Annotated in this window: 15 protein-coding genes; 7 read left to right on the forward strand and 8 right to left on the reverse strand. The window is 73.7% G+C overall.

The annotated features are described in order from the left end of the window. The first annotated feature begins 9 nt into the window (after positions 1 to 9). Entirely contained in the window at positions 10 to 1,047 is a 1,038-nt protein-coding gene (locus AB0435_RS11785) for a hypothetical protein (protein WP_366002642.1), read from the forward strand. A gap of 34 nt (positions 1,048 to 1,081) precedes the next feature. Here the strand turns inward: AB0435_RS11785 and AB0435_RS11790 are convergent, their stop codons facing one another. Both AB0435_RS11790 and AB0435_RS11795 read right to left on the reverse strand, forming a co-directional pair. Then, positions 1,082 to 1,927, reverse strand: a complete 846-nt coding sequence (locus AB0435_RS11790) for a fused MFS/spermidine synthase (RefSeq protein ID WP_366002643.1) — start codon at positions 1,925 to 1,927, stop codon at positions 1,082 to 1,084. Between the two features lie 50 nt (positions 1,928 to 1,977). After that, positions 1,978 to 3,102, reverse strand: a complete 1,125-nt coding sequence (locus tag AB0435_RS11795) for a GTP-binding protein (protein ID WP_366426785.1) — start codon at positions 3,100 to 3,102, stop codon at positions 1,978 to 1,980. A gap of 467 nt (positions 3,103 to 3,569) precedes the next feature. Here AB0435_RS11795 and AB0435_RS11800 point away from each other — a divergent pair, with 467 nt between their 5' ends. Then, on the forward strand, positions 3,570 to 4,301 hold the full coding sequence (locus tag AB0435_RS11800) for a TVP38/TMEM64 family protein (RefSeq protein WP_366426786.1): 732 nt from the start codon (positions 3,570 to 3,572) through the stop codon (positions 4,299 to 4,301). 19 nt (positions 4,302 to 4,320) lie between these two features. Here the strand turns inward: AB0435_RS11800 and AB0435_RS11805 are convergent, their stop codons facing one another. Beyond that, positions 4,321 to 5,118: a DUF4097 family beta strand repeat-containing protein gene (locus AB0435_RS11805; RefSeq protein WP_366002646.1), complete on the reverse strand. Its 798-nt coding sequence runs from the start codon at positions 5,116 to 5,118 to the stop codon at positions 4,321 to 4,323. Between the two features lie 129 nt (positions 5,119 to 5,247). Here AB0435_RS11805 and AB0435_RS11810 point away from each other — a divergent pair, with 129 nt between their 5' ends. From AB0435_RS11810 to AB0435_RS11820, 3 genes are all read left to right on the forward strand, one after another. Further along, a complete protein-coding gene (locus AB0435_RS11810) occupies positions 5,248 to 5,571 on the forward strand; it encodes a nuclear transport factor 2 family protein (RefSeq protein WP_366002647.1) in 324 nt (107 codons plus the stop codon). Positions 5,572 to 5,609: 38 nt separating this feature from the next. Continuing rightward, positions 5,610 to 6,131: a hypothetical protein gene (locus AB0435_RS11815; RefSeq protein WP_366002648.1), complete on the forward strand. Its 522-nt coding sequence runs from the start codon at positions 5,610 to 5,612 to the stop codon at positions 6,129 to 6,131. Between the two features lie 61 nt (positions 6,132 to 6,192). After that, entirely contained in the window at positions 6,193 to 7,245 is a 1,053-nt protein-coding gene (locus AB0435_RS11820; RefSeq protein WP_366426787.1) for an enoyl-CoA hydratase/isomerase family protein, read from the forward strand. Between the two features lie 189 nt (positions 7,246 to 7,434). On the opposite strand, the gene meaB is transcribed toward AB0435_RS11820, so the two are convergent. The 4 genes from meaB to AB0435_RS11840 form a co-directional block, all read right to left on the reverse strand. Next, positions 7,435 to 8,418 (reverse strand): methylmalonyl Co-A mutase-associated GTPase MeaB, encoded by a 984-nt coding sequence (meaB, locus tag AB0435_RS11825; RefSeq protein ID WP_366426788.1) that lies wholly within the window; start codon positions 8,416 to 8,418, stop codon positions 7,435 to 7,437. 4 nt (positions 8,419 to 8,422) lie between these two features. Next, entirely contained in the window at positions 8,423 to 10,633 is a 2,211-nt protein-coding gene (gene scpA, locus AB0435_RS11830) for a methylmalonyl-CoA mutase (RefSeq protein WP_366426789.1), read from the reverse strand. Next, complete coding sequence (gene mutA, locus AB0435_RS11835; RefSeq protein WP_366426790.1) at positions 10,633 to 12,519, reverse strand: methylmalonyl-CoA mutase small subunit; 1,887 nt, start codon at positions 12,517 to 12,519, stop codon at positions 10,633 to 10,635. The genes scpA and mutA overlap by 1 nt, the downstream gene beginning before the upstream one ends. A 148-nt stretch (positions 12,520 to 12,667) precedes the next feature. Continuing rightward, positions 12,668 to 14,782: a SpoIIE family protein phosphatase gene (locus AB0435_RS11840; RefSeq protein ID WP_366002653.1), complete on the reverse strand. Its 2,115-nt coding sequence runs from the start codon at positions 14,780 to 14,782 to the stop codon at positions 12,668 to 12,670. A gap of 68 nt (positions 14,783 to 14,850) precedes the next feature. Between AB0435_RS11840 and AB0435_RS11845 the strand changes: the two genes are divergently transcribed. Next, positions 14,851 to 16,278: a lipase maturation factor family protein gene (locus AB0435_RS11845; protein ID WP_366426791.1), complete on the forward strand. Its 1,428-nt coding sequence runs from the start codon at positions 14,851 to 14,853 to the stop codon at positions 16,276 to 16,278. Between the two features lie 107 nt (positions 16,279 to 16,385). Here the strand turns inward: AB0435_RS11845 and AB0435_RS11850 are convergent, their stop codons facing one another. Next, a complete protein-coding gene (locus AB0435_RS11850) occupies positions 16,386 to 17,807 on the reverse strand; it encodes an FAD-dependent monooxygenase (RefSeq protein WP_366002655.1) in 1,422 nt (473 codons plus the stop codon). Positions 17,808 to 17,936: 129 nt separating this feature from the next. Here AB0435_RS11850 and AB0435_RS11855 point away from each other — a divergent pair, with 129 nt between their 5' ends. Further along, complete coding sequence (locus AB0435_RS11855) at positions 17,937 to 18,962, forward strand: PHP domain-containing protein (protein ID WP_366002693.1); 1,026 nt, start codon at positions 17,937 to 17,939, stop codon at positions 18,960 to 18,962. The last annotated feature ends 43 nt before the right edge of the window (positions 18,963 to 19,005 follow it).

The raw sequence follows: 19,005 nt of genomic DNA on the forward strand, positions 1-19,005 counted from the left end.
TTATCGGCCATGTGGCCAGGACAGCAGCCGCCCGGGGGCGAGCAGAACCCGCAGGACCAGAATCCGTACCAGCAGCCGGGGTACCCGACGCAGCCCAACCCGTACCAGCAGCCGGGGTACGCGCAGCAGCCCGGCCCCGGGCAGCCGAATCCGTACCAGCAGCCCGTTCCGCTGGGCCCGCCCGGTCCGCCGCCGGGACCGCCCGCGCAGACCGCGCAGACCGCGCCGCAGTGGACCGGACCGGCCGGCCCCGGCGGGCCGAAGCCGCCGCGGGGCGGGAGTAAGCGCACCACGATCATCGCGGTCACCGCCGCGGTGGCCGTGGTCGCCGCCGCCGTGGTCACGGGCGTCGTCGTCATGAAGGGCGACGACAAGAAGACCGAGGCGAAGGACGGCCCCTCGGCGGCGTCCTCCGCCGCCGCGCCGTCCTCGCCCGCACCCTCCTCGGACGCGCCCCTGGACAATCCGCGCGGCGGTGACGCGGAGGTCAAGCCGGTGATCGACGGCTGGAAGGTGGTCGTCAGCAGCAAGCGGCACATCGCCTACGACGTCCCCGCGGAGTGGACGGTCGACAGCCCCGGCATGTCGGTCGGCTTCTCGGACGACAAGGGCAAGCCGTTGATCACCATGAGCTCCCCCGCCTACTACAAGCAGGGGGTGTGCGGGAAGAACTCCCAGTCGGCCGCGGTCGGCACCAAGGGCGCGCAGGGCGCCAAGAGCGAGGAGAGCGCCGCCAAGATCGAGGCCGGGAACTGGCTGATCGCGGGCTACGACCAGAAGCAGACGGGCAAGCTCGACAGCACCGACGCCAAGCCCTTCAAGAGCGACCACGGCATCACCGGTTACGCGGCCTCCGCCACGGTGACCGGCGTGAAGAAGACCGACAAGTGCTCCTCCGACGGCAAGTCCTTCACGGTGACCTACAAGGACACCAATGACGACCTGGCGACGTGGGTGCTCTACGCGGACAAGGGTGTCGACGGCGAGCTGCCCGACGACACCGTCAAGAAGATCATGAGCTCGCTGCGCCCGCTCAAGAGCTCCTGAGCCGCGCCCCCGGCGCGGCGTGTCAAGCCTGGGCTCAGCCCACGCTGAACGCGCCGCCCGGCGGCTCCGGCGACCGCACCGCGTCCGCGTCGGCCACGACGGCCGCCCCCGCCGCGAACCGCGCCAGCGCCTCCCCGTGCTCCACCCGCGCGGGGAAGGCGTCGGCGGCGGCCCGGCGCACGAGGGCCGCCACCGGGAGCTCACCGTGCGAGGCCACGAGCACGGCGTTGCCGAAGCGCCTCCCCCGCAGCACCGAGGGCTCCACGATCAGGCACAGGTGCGCGAAGACCGCGCCGAAGGTCGCCACCTGGGACCGGAGGAAGTCGAAGGGGGCGCCGTCGGCGAGGTTGGCGGCGTAGCGGCCGTCACGGCGCAGCACCCGGGCGGCCGAGCGCGCGAACTCCACCGAGGTGAGGTGGGCCGGCACCCGCGAGCCGCCGAAGACGTCGGCGACGATCACGTCGGCGGAGGCGTCGGCCGCCGCCTCCAGTTCCGTACGGGCGTCGCCTGCCCGTACGTCGATGCCGGAGTCCGCGCGCAGCGGGAGGTGTTCGGCGACCAGGGCGAGGAGGCCGCGGTCGGCCTCGACGACGCGCTGCCGGGAGCCGGGCCGGGTGGCCGTGACGTAGCGGGGCAGGGTGAGGGCTCCGCCGCCGAGGTGCAGCACGTCCAGCGCGCGGCCGGGCTCCGCGGCGGAGTCCAGCACGTGGGCGACGCGCCGGGCGTACTCGAATTCGAGGTGCGCCGGGTCGTCCAGGTCCACGTACGACTGCGGTGCGCCGTCGACGGTGAGCAGCCAGGCTCTTCGGCGGTCGATGTCGGGCAGCAGCTTGGCGGTGCCGCAGTCGACGTCCTGGGTCACGGGTATGGGTTCTTCCACTCCCCCATTGTGCGGCGCCCGAGGGCCCGTTCCGGACGGAACGGGCCCGGTCACACCACCTCTCCCACCCCGATCGTGCGGCCGGCTTCGCGCAGGGTCAGCGGAACGCCCCGTTCGAGGGGTGCGGGGCGGTCCAGGGTGACCGTGAGGGTGAGCGGACGGCCGGGGAGCGCGGAGCCGTGCGGTCCGAGGTCGACCGTGCCGGGCACGTCGGCCGTACGGAAGTGGAGCTGCGCCCGGCAGCCGGTGGCGAGCGGCCGGGAGCGGCCGCCCTCCGCCGCCGACAGCAGTCGCACGCGGGCGCGGAAGCGGCGCCTGGGCAGGACGCTTCCTGGCGTGGCGATGACATCGCCGCGGTGCACCTCGTGGCGCTCCACCCCGCGCAGGAGCAGTGCGACGCTGTCCCCGGCCCGCGCGCCCGCCATGGGTTCGCCGAAGGTCTCCAGGCCGGTGACCTCGGCGCGGCGGGGTCCGCCCGGCCGCCCGACGATGTCGACCGCCGCTCCGGGGCGGACGGTGCCGCGCTCGATCGCCCCGGCGACGGCGGTGCCCCGCCCGGTGAGGGTGAACACCCGCTCCACGGGGAGCAGGAGAGGCTCGTCCGTGCGGCGCCGCGGTGTGGGCACATAGGTGTCGACTGCGTCGAGCAGCGCCTCGATCGTGCCCGTCCAGCGGGGGTCGCCGTCCAGGGCGCGCAGCGCGGAGACGCGGACGACGGGCGTGTGGGCCCCGTCGTAGCCGTGCGCGGTGAGGAGCGCGCGGGTGTCCAGTTCGACGAGTTCGGTGAGCTCCGGCCCGCCGGCGTCCGCCTTGCTGAGGGCGACGACCAGGTGCCGTACGCCGGACTGGCGGGCGAGCAGGAGGTGCTCGGCGGTCCGCGGTCCGATGCCGTCGAGCGCGGAGACGACGAGGATCGCCCCGTCGAGCCCGGCCGTCGCGGCGATCATGTGCTTGACGCGGTCGGCGCCGCCGGGCAGGTCGGCGTGGGCGTAGTGGCGGGTGCCGGTCTCGTAGGCGACGTGGGGGACGGGCGCGGTGCCGGGGCGGCGGGGAGCGGGGCGGGTGCCGAGGAGTCGGGTGATGGCGGTGGTGAGCGTGGTCTTGCCATGGCCGGTGTGTCCCATGGTCGCGATGTTGAGGTGCGGCTTGGTGCGCACGTATGCCTGCTTGGGCATGGTTCCCTTCCCCGGGTGCTGTGGTGCGGTGCCTTCGCGCGGACCCCGGGGGCCGGGCCGACCCTTCCCTTCGGGGTCCGTGGAGCGATCCGGGAAGAGTCAGCGTCGCCTGTGGCCGTGGTGGCTCGGGCCCATGGCCCGGCGGGGGTCGGCGGCAGCCACCGGCGCGCCCGCGGCGGCGGGCGTCGGCAGGGGGTGGGCGGGCCGGCACACGCTGTCGATGCTCGCGCACGGGGTGCGGGGCGTCGAATGGTTTTCCCCCGCACGGGCGTTGGCGCTCCGCGCGGCCGCTCGACGAGATGCCCGGTTCGCGGTGGGCGTGGTGTCCGGTTCGCGGTGGGCGTGGTGTCCGGTTCGCGGTGGGCGTGGTGTCCGGCGGGCGAACAGGCGACGACCGAATGTGCGCGTTCCGCACCGTCTCACCGCGATCACAGCGGCTTTACGGGCGGGTCGGTTAGGCTCCAGCGATGCTCGAATCCGCCGCGTCCTCCCCCGGTCCCGCAGGGCGCCGCTCCCGTGCGCTGCTGTCCCCTTGGTTCCGGCTGGGGCTGCTCGTCGCGCTGCTGGCCGGTGCCGCGGCGGCCGTGCTGGCGTTCCGGCCGGAGCGGCTGCTCGCCGACGGCTGGCCGCCGCACACGTCCGGCGGCGCGGCCGTGGTGCTGTTCGCCGGCGCGTACGGGCTGTGCACGGCGTCGTTCGTGCCGCGCCCGATCCTCAACCTCGCGGCGGGCGCGCTCTTCGGCGGGCCCGTCGGCACGGCGGTCGCCGTGGTGGGCACGGTGCTGGGGTCGGGCCTCTCCTTCGGGCTGGGGCGGCTGCTGGGGCAGGACGCGCTGCGGCCGCTGCTGCGCGGCCGCTGGCTGACGGCGGCGGACCGGCAGCTGAGCCGGCACGGCTTCCGGTCGATGATGGCGATCCGGCTGTTCCCCGGCGTCCCGTTCGCGGCCGCCAACTACTGCGCGTCGGTCTCCCGGATGGGCTGGGCGCCGTTCCTGCTGGCGACCGGGCTCGGCAGCCTGCCGAACACGGCCGCGTACGTCATCGCGGGCAGCCACGCCTCCTCGCCGACGTCGCCGGCGTTCCTCGCCGCCACGGCGTTCATCGCGATCACGGGGCTCGCGGCGGTGATCGTGGCGTGGCGCAGGAAGGGGCAGGCGCTGCGGGCGTCGCGTGCGCAGGGCTGGCCGGCCCGTACGTAGCGCCTGCCGGACCCGGACGTCAGCTCGCGTCGATCCTCACGTTGCCGGAGCTGGTACGGACCGAGAGCCTCGCGTCGGCGGACTCCTCCTTGCGTACCCCCACCTCGCTGCTGCCGGAGCTGGTGCCGGTCTCCACGTGGTAGGTGCCGTAGGGCACGGTCAGTTCGACGTCCCCGGAGGTGGTGCGGGCGGTCACCGAGGCGGGGCGCCGGGCGAAGGACAGGTGCACCGGGCCCGAGGAGGCGGACACGGTGGCCGTGGTGCCGGACAGTTCGGTCCCGGTGATCCGGCCGGAGTGGGTCCTGACGGCGAGCGGTCCGGTGAGGGCGGCGGCGGTCACCTCGCCCGAGCCGGTGCCGATGTCCGCGCCGGCCAGGCCGCGCACCGTGACCGGGCCGCTGCTGGTGCCGAGTCTGGCGTGGGCGGCGGCGGGCACGGTCAGCGCGTAGTCGACGAAGCAGTTGTGACCGCAGCCGCTGTGGAAGGTCAGCACGCCCGCCGAGAGCTCGTGGGTGGGCGTGGGCTTGGTGGGGCCTCCGTAGTGGAGGGTGCGGTGGATGGTGACGCCGGGGCCCGTGCCGGGCGTGATCTCGATGGCCCCTCCGCGGTTGCCGAGGATCTCGACGGCCGTCACGGGTTCCGTGACGACGGCTTCCTCGGTCGCCGTCTTCCTGGCGCTGTCGCCGAAGCCGCACCCGGCCAGCAGGAGACCCGTGACCGTGGCGAGGGCCGCGAGACCCAGGCTCCTCCGCCCCGCCCTGCGGTCCTCGGGCACCCGGCGGGCTCGGTGCGGGAGGCGGTGGAACGTCTGAGGCATGGGGGCGATTCCTTGTTGGCGGAGGCGGCGGACGGGGACGCGGACGGGGGAACACAACGGGCGGTCGAGGCCCGGCGGTGCTGTCCTGGACACGCCCACACATCAGGTGTACACGCGAGGAGCAGACCCGTGATCCCCACCGACGACCTGTCCGATCCTGCCGTACGCGCCCTGGTGAACGCCATCAACGCCAACGACACCGCCGCCTTCCGGGCCGCGCTGGCCCCCGGGGCGACGATGTCGGACGACGGCTCGGACCGGGATCTGACCCAGTGGGCGGACAAGGAGATCTTCTCCTCGCACGGGCACATGGACGTGGAGTCCGAGTCGGACGGCGGGCGCTCGCTCGTCGCCCGCTACAGCAATGACACCTGGGGCGCGATGCGCACGCGGTGGCACTTCACCGTCGACGGGGGCGGCAAGGTCAGCCGCTTCGAGACCGGACAGGCGTGACAAACCTTCAGCCCCGCGCGGCAGGGCGGGCCCGGCGCGTGGGGATCACCGCGGGCGCGCTGGCCCTCCTGACCGCGTGCGGGGGCAGCGGCGGCGGGCCGGCCGGGCACACGGTGTCCCCGTCGGGAGCGGCCTCGTCGGTGGGGGGCACCCGCGTGGTGGCGTTCGAGGACACCTACGCGTACGACGACGGGCTGAAGGTCAAGGTGACCCGGCCGACGGCGTTCAAGCCGAGCGTCACCTCGCTCGGCCACAGGCCGGAGAACTCCCCCATCACGTTCATGGTGACGGTCACGAACGGCACCGGGCGGACGTTCCAGGTGACCGGGCTGCTGGTCAGCGTGACGGCGGGGCAGGGCGCCGACCGGGCCGAGCAGATCTTCGACACCGCGCGTGGCGTGGGCACCCCCTTGAGCGGGCCCTTGGCGGCCGGGAAGTCCGCCACGGCCACCTTCGCCTTCGACGTGCCGCCCGCGAACACCGGCCGGGTCGACATCGAGGTCCGCCCGGACTTCGGCGGGAAGAACGACAGCGTCCACTGGGTCGGCCCGGTCCGCTGAGCACGCGGAGGGTGACCGATCTCGCGTCCGCCGCCCGCCCCGCTCCTGCGAGAGTGGGACGATGACGAGCACTGACGACGACGCCGTACTCCTGCGCCGCGACGGCCGGGCGGGCCGCATCACCCTCAACCGCCCCCGCGCCATCAACGCCCTCACCCACGACATGGTGCGCCGCGTCGACGCGGCGCTCACGGCCTGGGAGCACGACGACGCGGTGGCCACCGTGGTGATCGACGGCGCCGGTGAACGGGGGCTGTGCGCGGGCGGGGACATCCGGCTCATCCACGACGACGCCCGCGCCGGCGGCGGGGCGGGGGCGACCCGGGCGTTCTGGCGGGACGAGTACCGGCTCAACGCCCGCATCGCCGCCTTCCCCAAGCCCTATGTCGCCCTCATGGACGGCCTGGTGATGGGCGGCGGCGTCGGCGTCTCGGCACACGGCGGCGTACGGATCGTCACCGAACGGTCGGCGATCGCCATGCCGGAGACGGGCATCGGCTTCGCCCCCGACGTCGGCGGCACCTATCTCCTCTCCCGGGCGCCCGGCGAGCTGGGCACGCACCTGGCCCTGACCACGGCCCGGCTCGACGCGGGTGACGCCGTACGGAGCGGCTTCGCCGACCACTTCGTACCGCGGGCCCGGCTGGCGGACTTCGCCGCGGCCCTGGCGGACACCGACCCGGCCGAAGCGGTGCGCGCCCACGCGGCACCCGCCCCGCCCGGCGCGCTCGCCCCGCACCAGGAGTGGATCGACCACTGCTACGCCGCCGGCTCCGTCGAGGAGATCCTCGCCCGGCTGCGGGATTCCGGCGTCCCCGAGGCGAAGGAGGCGGCCGAGGCCATGGCGACGAAGTCGCCCACGGCACTGAAGGTGACCCTGGCCGCGCTGCGCCGGGCCCGCCGACTGTCCACGCTGGGCGAGGTGTTGAACCAGGAGTACCGCGTCTCCTGCGCGTCGCTGGCCGACGCGGATCTGGTGGAGGGCATCAGGGCCCAGGTCGTCGACAAGGACCGCCGCCCGCGGTGGTCACCTTCGACCCTGGCCGAGGTGTCGGAGGCCGACGTGACTCGCCACTTCGCTCCGCTGGGGGGTGCGGAGTTGGGCCTGGTGTAGGCGAAACTGGGGCTTCGCCCCAGACCCCGGACCGCGCTCCGCGCGGTGTCCTCAAACTCTCCCAGATACCACTACGGGCTGAATTACGCACCCATATCAGCCAAATCCAGCCCGTCCGGCGTTTGAGGACACCGCCGCGCAGCGGTGGTGCGGGGACGACACCACCCGCACCCACCCACTCACCCCGCCTCAAGACCGGAACGCGCGAAGCAAGCGCTCAGCGGCGAGGCTCGCGGGGAGCGTGCCGTCGCGGACGGCGGACTCCAGCGAGGGGGCCAGCCCGCGTACGTCGGCATGCTCACGCAGCTCCGTCAGGAGCTGTTCGCGGACCATCGCCCAGACCCAGTCCACCTGTTGGTCACGGCGGCGCGCGGCCAGCGCACCCGTCGCGTCGAGCACCCGCCGGTGCTGCTCCAGCCGCTCCCAGAGCGTGTCGAGGCCCGTGCCCTCACGCGCGCTGCACGTGAGGACCGGCGGGTTCCACGCCGCGTCGGGCGCCCGCAACAGCCGCAGCGCACCGGCCAGTTCACGCGCGGCGGACTTCGCGTCGCGCTCGTGCGGACCGTCCGCCTTGTTGACGGCGATGACGTCGGCGAGTTCGAGCACGCCCTTCTTGATGCCCTGGAGCTGGTCGCCGGTGCGCGCGAGGGTGAGCATGAGGAAGGTGTCGACCATGTCGGAGACGGCCGTCTCCGACTGGCCGACGCCGACGGTCTCGACGAGCACCACGTCGTAGCCCGCGGCCTCCATCACCACGATGGTCTCGCGGGTGGCGCGGGCCACCCCGCCGAGGGTCCCGGCGGTGGGCGAGGGCCGGACGAAGGCGGCGGGGTCGACGGCGAGCCGCTCCATGCGGGTCTTGTCGCCGAGGATGCTGCCGCCGGTCCGGCTGGAGGAGGGGTCGACGGCGAGCACGGCGACCTTGTGGCCGAGCCCGGTCAGCAGGGTGCCGAGGGCGTCGATGAAGGTCGACTTGCCGACACCGGGCACACCCGTGATGCCGATGCGCCGGGCCGTGCCCGCGTGGGGCAGCAGCTCGGTCAGCATCCGCTGGGCGGCCTCCCGGTGGTCGGCGCGGGTCGACTCCACGAGCGTGATGGCGCGGGCGACGGTCGCCCGCTCGCCGTCGAGCACGCCCTTGACGTACGCGTCCACATCGATGCTGCGTGCCATGGGCTCACAGCTCGTGGCCGAGGACCCCGGCGAGGGTCTTCAGCAGGTCGTGGGCGGCGTCGGGGATGACGGTGCCGGGCGGGAAGACGGCGGCGGCGCCCATCTCCCGCAGCGGCTCGACGTCCTGCGGCGGGATGACACCACCGACGACGATCATGATGTCCTCCCGGCCCTGCTCGGCCAGTTGCTCGCGGAGGGCGGGCACGAGCGTGAGGTGGCCGGCGGCGAGCGAGGAGACGCCGACGATGTGCACGTCGGCCTCCACCGCCTGCCGGGCGACCTCCTCGGGCGTCTGGAAGAGCGGGCCGACGTCGACGTCGAAGCCGAGGTCGGCGAAGGCGGTGGCGATGACCTTCTGGCCGCGGTCGTGGCCGTCCTGGCCCATCTTGGCCACCAGGATGCGCGGCCGGCGGCCGTCCTCCCGCTCGAACGCCTCGACCAGCGCGCGGGTGCGCTCGACCCCGGACGACGGCCCTGCCTCCTCGCGGTACACACCGGAGATCGTACGGATCTGCCCGGCGTGCCGCCCGTAGACCTTCTCCAGGGCGTCGGAGATCTCACCGACGGTCGCCTTGGCGCGGGCGGCGTCCACGGCGAGGGCCAGCAGATTGCCCTCCAGGCCCGCGCCGGGGCCGGAGCCGGCGGCCGCGGTCAGGGCGCGCAGGGCGTCCTGGCAAGCGGTCTCGTCGCGTTCGGCGCGCAGCCGCCGCAGCTTCTCGATCTGCTGGGCGCGCACGGAGGAGTTGTCGACCTTGAGGACGTCGATCTGCTCGTCGCTGTCGACGCGGTACTTGTTGACGCCGATCACGGGCTGCCGGCCGGAGTCGATGCGGGCCTGGGTGCGGGCGGCGGCCTCCTCGACGCGCAGCTTGGGGATGCCCGCGTCGATGGCCTGGGCCATGCCGCCCGCGGCCTCGACCTCCTCGATGTGCTGCCAGGCGCGGCGCGCGAGGTCGTGGGTGAGCTTCTCGACGTACGCGCTGCCGCCCCAGGGGTCGATGACCCGGCAGGTGCCGGACTCCTGCTGGAGGAGGAGCTGGGTGTTGCGGGCGATGCGCGCGGAGAAGTCGGTGGGCAGGGCCAGCGCCTCGTCGAGGGCGTTGGTGTGCAGGGACTGGGTGTGCCCCTGGGTGGCCGCCATGGCCTCGACGCAGGTCCGCGCGACGTTGTTGAAGACGTCCTGCGCGGTCAGCGACCAGCCGGAGGTCTGCGAATGGGTGCGCAGCGAGAGCGACTTGGCGTTCTGCGGCTCGAAGCGCTTGACGAGCCTGGCCCACAGCAGGCGGGCCGCGCGGAGCTTGGCGATCTCCATGAAGAAGTTCATGCCGATCGCCCAGAAGAAGGACAGGCGCGGCGCGAAGGCGTCGACGTCGAGCCCGGCGTCGATGCCCGCCTTCAGATACTCCACGCCGTCGGCGAGGGTGTAGGCGAGTTCGAGGTCGGCCGTCGCCCCGGCTTCCTGGATGTGGTAGCCGGAGATGGAGATGGAGTTGTAGCGCGGCATCTTCTGCGAGGTGTAGGAGAAGATGTCGGAGATGATCCGCATGGAGGGCCCGGGCGGGTAGATGTAGGTGTTGCGGACCATGAACTCCTTGAGGATGTCGTTCTGGATGGTCCCGGCCAGCTTCTCGGGCGGTACGCCCTGTTCCTCGGCGGCGACGATGTAGAGGGCGAGGACGGGCAGCACCGCGCCGTTCATCGTCATCGACACGCTCATCCGGTCCAGCGGGATGCCGTCGAAGAGCTGCCGCATGTCGTAGATGGAGTCGATGGCGACGCCCGCCATGCCGACGTCGCCCGTCACCCGCGGGTGGTCGCTGTCGTAGCCGCGGTGGGTGGGCAGGTCGAAGGCGACGGAGAGGCCCTTCTGACCGGCCGCCAGGTTGCGGCGGTAGAAGGCGTTGGACTCCTCGGCCGTGGAGAAGCCCGCGTACTGGCGGATGGTCCACGGCTGGTTGACGTACATCGTGGGATACGGCCCGCGGAGGTACGGCGCGATGCCGGGGTACGTGCCCAGGAAGTCCAGTCCGCGCAGGTCGTCGGCGGTGTAGAGCGGCTTGACGCCGATGCCTTCGGGGGTCTCCCAGACGAGGTCCTCGGGGCTGTGGCCGGTGCTCTCCTTGAGTGCGGCCCGCCACGGTCCGGAGTCGGCGGGGGCATCAGGAGAACAGCCCGCCGGGTCCAGGTCGATGCCGGTGAAGTCGGGGATGGGCATCAGGCCACTCCCATGCGGTCGAGGACGGAGGTGAGGACGGTGACGGCGTCGCCGCCCGCGAAGACGAACTCGTCGACTCCGGCCTGTCGGTAGGTTTCCCCCTGTGCGGCCTCCGGGCGGCCGGCGAGGAACACCCGTGCCGCGCCCGCCTCCTTGAGGGCGGTGGCGACGGCTCCGGCCTGGTCGGCGTAGAGCTTGTCGCTGGAGCAGAGGCAGGCCACGCGGGCGCCGCTGCGGGCGAAGGCCGCGGCGGCGGTGTCCGCGTCGACGGCCACCGGGTCGTGGACGGGCTCGATGCCGCCCGCCTGGAAGAGGTTGGCGGCGAACGTGGCCCGGCCGGTGTGCGCGGCGGCGGGTCCCAGGGCGGCGAGGAAGACGCGGGGCCGGGTGCCGGTCGCGGCCAGGTGGGCGTCGGAGCGGGCCCGCAGCGCTTCGTACGCCTCGTCGCGGCGGACCGTGGGCAGGCCGCCGCCGGGGGCGGCGGGCGCGGGGTCCCGGGGCACGGGCTGCTCGCCGAGGTTCGGGAACTCGCTGACGCCGGTGATGGGTTCGCGGCGGGTGGCGAGGTCCTCGCTCCGCTGCCGCCAGGTGTCGGCGAGGCGTTCGGCGATCAGCCCGGAGCGCAGTGCGGCGGCCTGGCCGCCGGCCCGCTCGATCTCCTGGAACCAGGCCCAGGCGGCGTGGGCGAGCTCGTCGGTGAGCCGCTCCACGTACCAGGAGCCGCCCGCGGGGTCGATGACCCTGGCCAGGTGCGACTCCTCCAGGAGGACGGAGGAGGTGTTGCGGGCGATGCGGCGGGCGAAGGCGTCGGGCAGGCCGAGGGCGGCGTCGAAGGGCAGGACGGTGACGGCGTCCGCGCCGCCCACTCCGGCGCCGAGGCAGGCGATGGTGGTGCGCAGCATGTTCACCCACGGGTCACGGCGGGTCATCATGACCGACGAGGTGACGGCGTGCTGGCGCTGCGCGGCGCCCGTGGTGGTGGCTCCGCTGACCTCGGCGACGCGGGCCCACAGGCGGCGGGCGGCGCGGAGCTTGGCGATGGTGAGGAACTGGTCGGCGGTGGCCGCGTAGCGGAACTCCAGCTGGGCGCAGGCCTGGTCGACGCCGAGTCCGCGGTCGGTGAGCGCGCGGAGGTAGGCGACGCCGGTGGCGAGGGAGGCGCCCAGCTCCTGGGCGGCCGAGCCGCCGGCGTCGTGGTGGGGCAGGGCGTCGACGGTGAGGGCGCGCAGGCCGGGGCGGTCGCGCAGGCAGCGGGCCGCGAGGTCGGCGGCCGCCGCGAGCCCTTCGGACGGGTCGGCGTCCGCGCCGGTGCGGGCGAGGGTGCCGAGCGGGTCGGCACCGAGGTTGCCGGTGGCCGTGCGCTGGACACCGTGCTCGTCGTGCAGGCGCAGCAGTTCGCGAGCGGCCGCTTCCACGTCGGGTCCGGCGTCGAGGACGACGGGGGCCAGGTCGAGGTAGACGCCTTCGAGGGCGGTGGCGATGCCGCCGGCGGGCAGGCCGTGGGCGCCGACGGTCAGCCAGATCGAGGTGACCCCGTTCTCCAGGTCGGCGAGCACGGCCTCGTTGGCGCGCCGGGGGTCGGGGTGGGCGTGGCGCTGGCGGACGTCCCAGCCGGACAGGGCCGTTCCCTCCGTGCGCCCGCCTCGGACGAACGGGTGGAAACCGGGGTAACCGGGCGCGGGGGGCGCGTCCTCCGCGGTGTAGAGGGGGCGGGTGGCAAGCCCGTCCTGGAGCGGGGTGGTCAGCGCGCCTTCGGCGGCCGAGCCGGATGCATCCGATGTGCCCGCTTTGCGCAGCACGCCCTCCACGAGGCGCTGCCATTGCTCGCGGGTGGAGTCCGGGAACTCGGCGGCCAGGGAGAAGCCTTCGTCTGGCAGGACCGTCATGGGGGAAGGCTAGGGGAGCACCCGCGTCCGGCAGCAGCCCATACGGCTGTGACCTTGACCTCTTCGCTTCAGTTTCGCTTCTGGTTCACTCTGATTCGCTTCCGTGGGGCATCCGGCGGGTTGACCCCGGTGCCCTCGGTCGGCGCCCTCAGCCGGTCTCCCCCTCCCGCCCCTCCTCCGGCTCCTCCTTCCCTTCCGGCAGGACGAATTCGCACCAGACCGACTTGCCGGTGCCGCGCGACTCCACGCCCCAGACGTCCGCGAGCCGGTCGACCAGCAGCAGGCCGCGCCCCGAGACGCCCGACTCCCCCGGCTCGCGCCGCCTCGGCAGGGCGCTGGACTTGTCCTCGACCTCGACCCGCACCCGGCGTTCGGGTCCCGGGAGCATGCGGATGGTGACCACGGCGGGGCCGTCGGTGTGCAGCAGGGCGTTGGTGACCAACTCGTCGGCGACCAGCTCGATCTCGTCGGAGCGCTCCCGGGCACCCCAGGACCGCACGGCCGCGCGGATCATGTGCCGGGCGGCCTGGAGCGCCTCGGGGTCGGCGGGGGCGATGTGCTGCTGGAGGCGGCTGCCGCTGCGGGTGGTGGCGCCGTGGCGGCGCAGGAGGAGTACGGCCGTGTCGTCCTCGCCGACGCGCTCCTCGACGACGTCGCAGAGGCGGTCGGCGAGCTCGTGGAGGTCGTAGGGGCCCTCGCGGACGATGTCGGAGAGCAGCCGCATGCCTTCGTCGAGGTCGGAGCCGGGCTGTTCGACGAGGCCGTCGGTGAAGAGCAACAGGGTCTCGCCGGGGTCGAGTTCGACGGTCGTCACGGGGTAGTCGAGGCGGCCGAACTCGGCGGAGAGGCCGAGCGGCAGCCCGCCGGCGACGGGGAGTCTGCGGCAGGTGCCGTCGTTGTGCCGCAGCAGCGGGTCGATGTGTCCGGCGCGGACGATCTGGACGAGGCCGGTGGAGAGGTCGGCCTCGGCGTAGGCGCAGGTGGCGAAGCGGTCGGTGTCGAGTTCGTGGAGGAAGGTGGAGGCGCGGGCCATGATCGTGGCGGGGGCGTGGCCCTCGGAGGCGTACGCGCGCAGGACGATGCGCAGCTGGCCCATGACGGCGGCGGCGTGGGTGTCGTGGCCCTGGACGTCGCCGATGACGGCGCCGACCCGGCCGCCGGGCAGCGGGACGGCGTCGTACCAGTCGCCGCCGATGTCCCGGCCCATCCGGGCGGAGCGGTAGCGCACGGCGATCTGCGCGCCGGGGACGTCGGGGATGCGCCGGGGCAGCATGGACTGCTGCAGTCCTTCGGCGAGGTCGTGCTCCTGGTCGAAGAGCATGGCGCGGGCCAGGCTCTGGGCGAGGCTGCTGCCGAGGGCGATGAAGAGGTTGCGCTCCTGGCGGGTGAAGCCGCGCCCCTCGCGGTAGAGGAGGCCGAGGGCGCCGATGGGGCGGGCCTGGGCGATCAGCGGGAGGTAGGCGGCGGAGCAGATGCCGATGTCCTCGATGTTCTCCCAGAGCCAGGGGTAGTGCTCGGCGAACTCCTCGGGGGATTCGATGAAGCGGGGCGAGAGGGTGCGGATGACCTCGCTCATGGGGAAGTTGTCGTCGATCCGGGTGTAGCGGGTGCCGGGGATGTAGTGCTCCTCGGGCCCTTCGGCGACCATGTGGATGCGTCCGGACTCCAGCAGGCCGAGGACGAGGAGGTCGGCGCCGAGGTGCCGCACGGCGCGGGAGTCCTTGAAGAAGTCGATGACGTCCTGCACGGTCCGCGCGTGCGCGAGGGCGGCGGTGGTGGTCTCGACGACGCTGGTCTGGTCGCGGTGCTCCTCCTGCGGCTCGCGCGGGTCGGCGGCGTGCCGGAGCTCCTCGGTGGCGTCGCGGACGATCCCGATGATGCGGCGGGGACGGCCGTCGCCGTCGCGCAGGATCCGGCCCTGGGTGTAGGTCCAGCGCAGGGTGCCGTCGTCGTCGCGTACGCGGTAGTAGGTGCCGTACGTCTCGCTGCCGTCCTTCATGGCCCGCGCGACGAGGCTGTCGAGCCTGGTGGCGTCGGCCCTGGGCAGGTGGCCGGCGAGGCCGGAGATCCGGCCGTCGAAGTCCTCCGGGGGGACGTTGAGGAGGCCGAGCGCCACCGTGTCCAGGTGCAGCCGGCTGCTGTCGAGGTCCCAGTCGAAGCTGCCGACGCGGTTGAGGGCAAGGCTCACTTCCGGGCGAGCGGGCCATTCGTCCGGCGTCGAAGCGTCCGGGACGGCGGCAGGCGTCGCTCCCCGATCAACCATAGGGCTACTCTGACACCTTTTGCCTGTTTCTTCGATGTGACTGTGCGCTTCAGTGGTACGGATACGCCATGGAGTGGTTCACGGCATCGGGGTACTGGCTGAGCAGGCTGATCCTCCAGCGGGCGCTCGCCGCGGTCTACCTGGTCGCCTTCCTGGCGGCCCTCCTCCAGTTCCGCGCGCTCATCGGCGAGCGGGGCATGCTGCCGGTGCCGCACTTCACCCGGAGAGTGCCCTTCCGACGGGCGCCCGGGGTCTTCCACCTCCACTACTCGGACCGTTTCTTCGCCGGGTGGACGGCGGTGGGCGCGCTGCTGTCGGCGGCGGTCGTGGCGGGCGGCGCGGACGCGGTGCCGCTGTGGGCGTCGATGCTGATGTGGGCGGCGCTGTGGGTGATGTATCTGTCGGTCGTCAACGTCGGCCAGACCTGGTACGGCTTCGGGTGGGAGTCGCTGCTGCTGGAGGCCGGGTTCCTGGCGGTCTTCCTCGGCAACGCGCGGACGGACCCGCCCGTGCTCGTGCTGTGGCTGATGCGCTGGCTGCTGTTCCGCGTCGAGTTCGGCGCGGGGCTGATCAAGATGCGCGGGGACAGCTGCTGGCGGGATCTGACGTGCCTCTACTACCACCACGAGACCCAGCCGATGCCCGGCCCGCTGAGCTGGTACTTCCACCGCCTGCCGCGGCCGCTGCACCGGGTCGAGACCGGCGCCAACCACGTGGCCCAGCTCGTCGTCCCGCTCGCCCTCTTCACCCCGCAGCCCGTCGCGAGCGTCGCGGCGGGCGTGATCATCTGCACCCAGCTCTGGCTGGTGATCTCCGGCAACTTCGCCTGGCTCAACTGGCTGACCATCGTGCTGGCCTTCGCCGCGGTCGACGGCGCGGCCCTGGCGGACCTCCTCGCCCTCCCCCGGCACGCCCCACTCGCCGGGCCGCCGCTGTGGTTCGACGTCCTGGTCCTCACCGCGACGGCCATGGTGGCGGTGCTGAGCTGGTGGCCGGCCCGCAACATGCTCTCGCACCACCAGCGGATGAACATGTCCTTCAACGCCCTGCACCTGGTCAACACCTACGGCGCGTTCGGCAGCGTCAACCGCCGCCGCCACGAGGTCGTCGTCGAGGGCACCGACGAGGAGCGGATCACCCGGGACACGGCGTGGCGGGAGTACGGCTTCAAGGGCAAGCCCGGCGATCCCCTGCGGCTGCCGCGCCAGTTCGCGCCGTACCACCTGCGGCTCGACTGGATGATGTGGTTCGCCGGGATCTCCCCCGCGTACGCCGAGCCGTGGTTCGGCCCGTTCATGGAACGCCTGCTGGTCAACGACCCGGACACGCTGCGCCTGATCCGGCACAACCCCTTCCCCGGCGCGCCGCCCACGCATGTGCGCGCCCGGGTCTACCTCTACCGCTTCACCACCCGGCGGGAGCGGCGGGAGACCGGCGCCTGGTGGCACCGGACGCTCGAACACGAATTCCTGCCGCCGGTGGCCCTCCGCCGCTGACCGCGCCGTTCCGCACCACTGCTTCGCGGAGGACGCTCCCGTGGGGAGCTCCCGCCGTAGGCGGCGAACGCCCCGCAGCCGAAGACCCGCCGGACACCGCCGTCACCTCAGCGCGGCGCCAAACCGCACAGCTCCAGCTCCGCCGGGGTGATCGACGGCCCGGACTGCGCCCGGCCGCCGGGCCCGCGTGCCACACCGAGCGCCACCGACGGCCTGACCAGGTGCGTCACGGGCGCGGAGAGCGTCATGACGTCCATCAGCGCCCGCAGCACCAGGGGGTCGCCGGTCGCCGCCCACATCATGCGCTGGGTGTAGCCGCGCAGCAGCCGGGCCGCCGCGGGCGGCCTCTTGCCGATCGCGCCGGGGTAGTTGATGTCCTCCCCGGTGGCCAGGTCCCAGGCGCCGCCCGTCACCCGGGCCACCGACCGCTGGATCCCCCGGGCCAGGCCCGGGGAGTCGACGTCCGCCTCCCGCAGGGCGTCCCGCAGCACGGTGGCACTCTGCGCGGCCACGGACATGCCGTGCCCGTAGACCGGGTTGTACGTGGCGACGGCGTCGCCCAGCGCGACGAAACCCTCGGGCCACGAGGGGAGGTTCTCGAAGAAGCGGCGCCGGTTGACGGTGCTGCGGGTGATGTGGACGTCGGTGAGGGGCTCGGTCCGGTCGATCAGATCGGCGATGAGCGGGTCGCGCAGGCCACGGATGAAGGGCTCGAAGTCCCCGGCTTCGCGCGAGGGTTCGCCGCCGCGCGTGCCGGAGACGGTGACCAGCCAGCGGCCGCCCTCGACGGGCAGCATCGTCGCGCCCTGGCCGGGCCGCCGCGAGCCGGGGTCGGGCTGGACGCTGACCACGGGGAAGCTCTCGGTGCCGGGCGGCGCCCGGAAGATCCGGGTGGCATAGACCAGACCGGAGTCGACGGTCTCCTCGTGGACGACCGGCAGCCCGAGGTCCGTCAGCCGGCGCGCGGCCTGGGAGCCCCGGCCCGAGGCGTCGACGACCAGGTCGGCGCCGAGCTCCCGCGCGGCGTGCTCCCCGGTCTCACGGACCCGCACGCCCGTGACCCGGCCGCTGTCGCCCAGCAGCGCCACCGCCTCCGTACCGTCACGCAGGACGACGCCTGGCAGGGCCAGCACCTGCTCGCGGACCACCAGGTCCAGCAGGTCACGGGTGCAGGCCAGGAGGAACTGCGTACCGGGCAGGCGCGGGAACCACCCCCGCGGGCCCAGCACCACCAGCCCCGCCGTCAGCGCCATCCGCCGGGCGCCGGCCCGCACCCACCGCTCCAGCGTGCCGGGCAGCAGCGCGTCGACGGCCCGCGCCCCGCCGGACATCAGCAGGTGGGCGTGGCGGGCCTGCGGCAGCCCCTTCCGCGGATGGGCGCCGTCGGGCAGCCGGTCGCGGTCGACGATCACCACCTCGTCGACGTGGCGGGCGAGGACGGACGCGGCCAGCATCCCGGCCATGCCCGCGCCGAGGACCACCGCGCGGCTGCCGGGGCGGGGGGCGCTGCTGTTGTGGGAGGCACTCATGCCGGAACCCTCCCCTGGCGGGCCCGGCGTTACTCACGGACTCACCCGCGGACGGACGGGCGTGCGCGGCGCCCCGCGATCCCGCACCGTGGGACCGGAGGCGGCCGACGAGTCGAGGCGGTGGCAGTCATGGACCCGGTGGAGGCCCTGGACCGGATCGCGTTCCTGCTGGAGCGCGCGCAGGCGCCCACGTACCGGGTGAAGGCGTTCCGTACGGCCTCCGAGGTGATCGGGTCGCTGCCCGCGGACGAGGTGCGGCGGCGGGCGGAGAGCGGCTCGCTGACCGAGATGAAGGGCATCGGCCCGAAGACGGCCGCCGTGGTGGCCGAGGCGCTGAGCGGTGCCGTCCCCGGCTATCTGGCGCGTCTGGAGGAGGAAAAGGAGGAGGCCGCCGAGCCGCTGGCCGAGGGCGGCGAGAGCCTGCGGGCACTGCTGCGGGGCGACTGCCACCTGCACTCGGACTGGTCGGACGGGGGCAGCCCGATCGAGGCCATGGCCCGCGCCGCGCGCTCGCTCGGGCACGAGTGGGCCGTGCTGACCGACCACTCCCCCCGCCTGACCATCGCCCGCGGGCTGTCCCCCGAGCGCCTGCGCGCCCAGCTCCGCGTCGTGGCCGAGGTCAACGAGCGGCTCGCCGCGGAAGACGGCGGGTTCCGGCTGCTCACGGGGATCGAGTGCGACATCCTCGACGACGGCTCCCTCGACCAGGAGCCAGGGCTGCTGGAGGAGCTGGACGTGGTGGTCGCCTCCGTCCACTCCAAGCTGCGCATGGACGCCGGCAGCATGACCCGCCGGATGGTCGCGGCCGTCGCCAACCCGCTCGTGGACGTCCTGGGCCACTGCACCGGACGGCTCCTCGGCCACCGCCCGGAGTCGGACTTCGACGCGGCGATGGTCTTCGCCGCCTGCGCCCGCTTCGACAAGGCCGTGGAGATCAACAGCCGCCCGGAGCGGCTGGATCCACCGCGCCGGCTCATCCGGCAGGCGCTCGACGCGGGCGTGCTGTTCTCCGTCGACACCGACGCGCACGCCCCGGGCCAGCTGGACTGGCAGGTGTACGGGTGCGCGCGGGCGGCGGAATGCGGTGTACCGGCGGACCGGGTGGTGACGACGTGGCCGCTGGAGGAACTGCTGTCCTGGACCGGGTCGCGGTGATCCACTCTCCGGATCCGAGCTGCGCCCGCACCCGTTCGCCACG

Origin of the sequence: Streptomyces sp. NPDC051173 (genome assembly GCF_040689515.1) — a bacterium.
In the GTDB taxonomy this organism is placed as follows: domain Bacteria; phylum Actinomycetota; class Actinomycetes; order Streptomycetales; family Streptomycetaceae; genus Streptomyces.

What these genes read in the sequence shown, in the direction of transcription:
- AB0435_RS11785 (WP_366002642.1), top strand. Translation starts at nt 10, where the DNA reads ATGTGGCCAGGACAGCAGCCGCCCGGGGGCGAGCAGAACCCGCAGGAC.
- AB0435_RS11795 (WP_366426785.1), bottom strand. Translation starts at nt 3,102, where the DNA reads ATGCCCAAGCAGGCATACGTGCGCACCAAGCCGCACCTCAACATCGCG.
- AB0435_RS11800 (WP_366426786.1), top strand. Translation starts at nt 3,570, where the DNA reads ATGCTCGAATCCGCCGCGTCCTCCCCCGGTCCCGCAGGGCGCCGCTCC.
- AB0435_RS11805 (WP_366002646.1), bottom strand. Translation starts at nt 5,118, where the DNA reads ATGCCTCAGACGTTCCACCGCCTCCCGCACCGAGCCCGCCGGGTGCCC.
- AB0435_RS11820 (WP_366426787.1), top strand. Translation starts at nt 6,193, where the DNA reads ATGACGAGCACTGACGACGACGCCGTACTCCTGCGCCGCGACGGCCGG.
- meaB (WP_366426788.1), bottom strand. Translation starts at nt 8,418, where the DNA reads ATGGCACGCAGCATCGATGTGGACGCGTACGTCAAGGGCGTGCTCGAC.
- scpA (WP_366426789.1), bottom strand. Translation starts at nt 10,633, where the DNA reads ATGCCCATCCCCGACTTCACCGGCATCGACCTGGACCCGGCGGGCTGT.
- mutA (WP_366426790.1), bottom strand. Translation starts at nt 12,519, where the DNA reads ATGACGGTCCTGCCAGACGAAGGCTTCTCCCTGGCCGCCGAGTTCCCG.
- AB0435_RS11840 (WP_366002653.1), bottom strand. Translation starts at nt 14,782, where the DNA reads ATGGTTGATCGGGGAGCGACGCCTGCCGCCGTCCCGGACGCTTCGACG.
- AB0435_RS11845 (WP_366426791.1), top strand. Translation starts at nt 14,851, where the DNA reads ATGGAGTGGTTCACGGCATCGGGGTACTGGCTGAGCAGGCTGATCCTC.
- AB0435_RS11850 (WP_366002655.1), bottom strand. Translation starts at nt 17,807, where the DNA reads ATGAGTGCCTCCCACAACAGCAGCGCCCCCCGCCCCGGCAGCCGCGCG.
- AB0435_RS11855 (WP_366002693.1), top strand. Translation starts at nt 17,937, where the DNA reads ATGGACCCGGTGGAGGCCCTGGACCGGATCGCGTTCCTGCTGGAGCGC.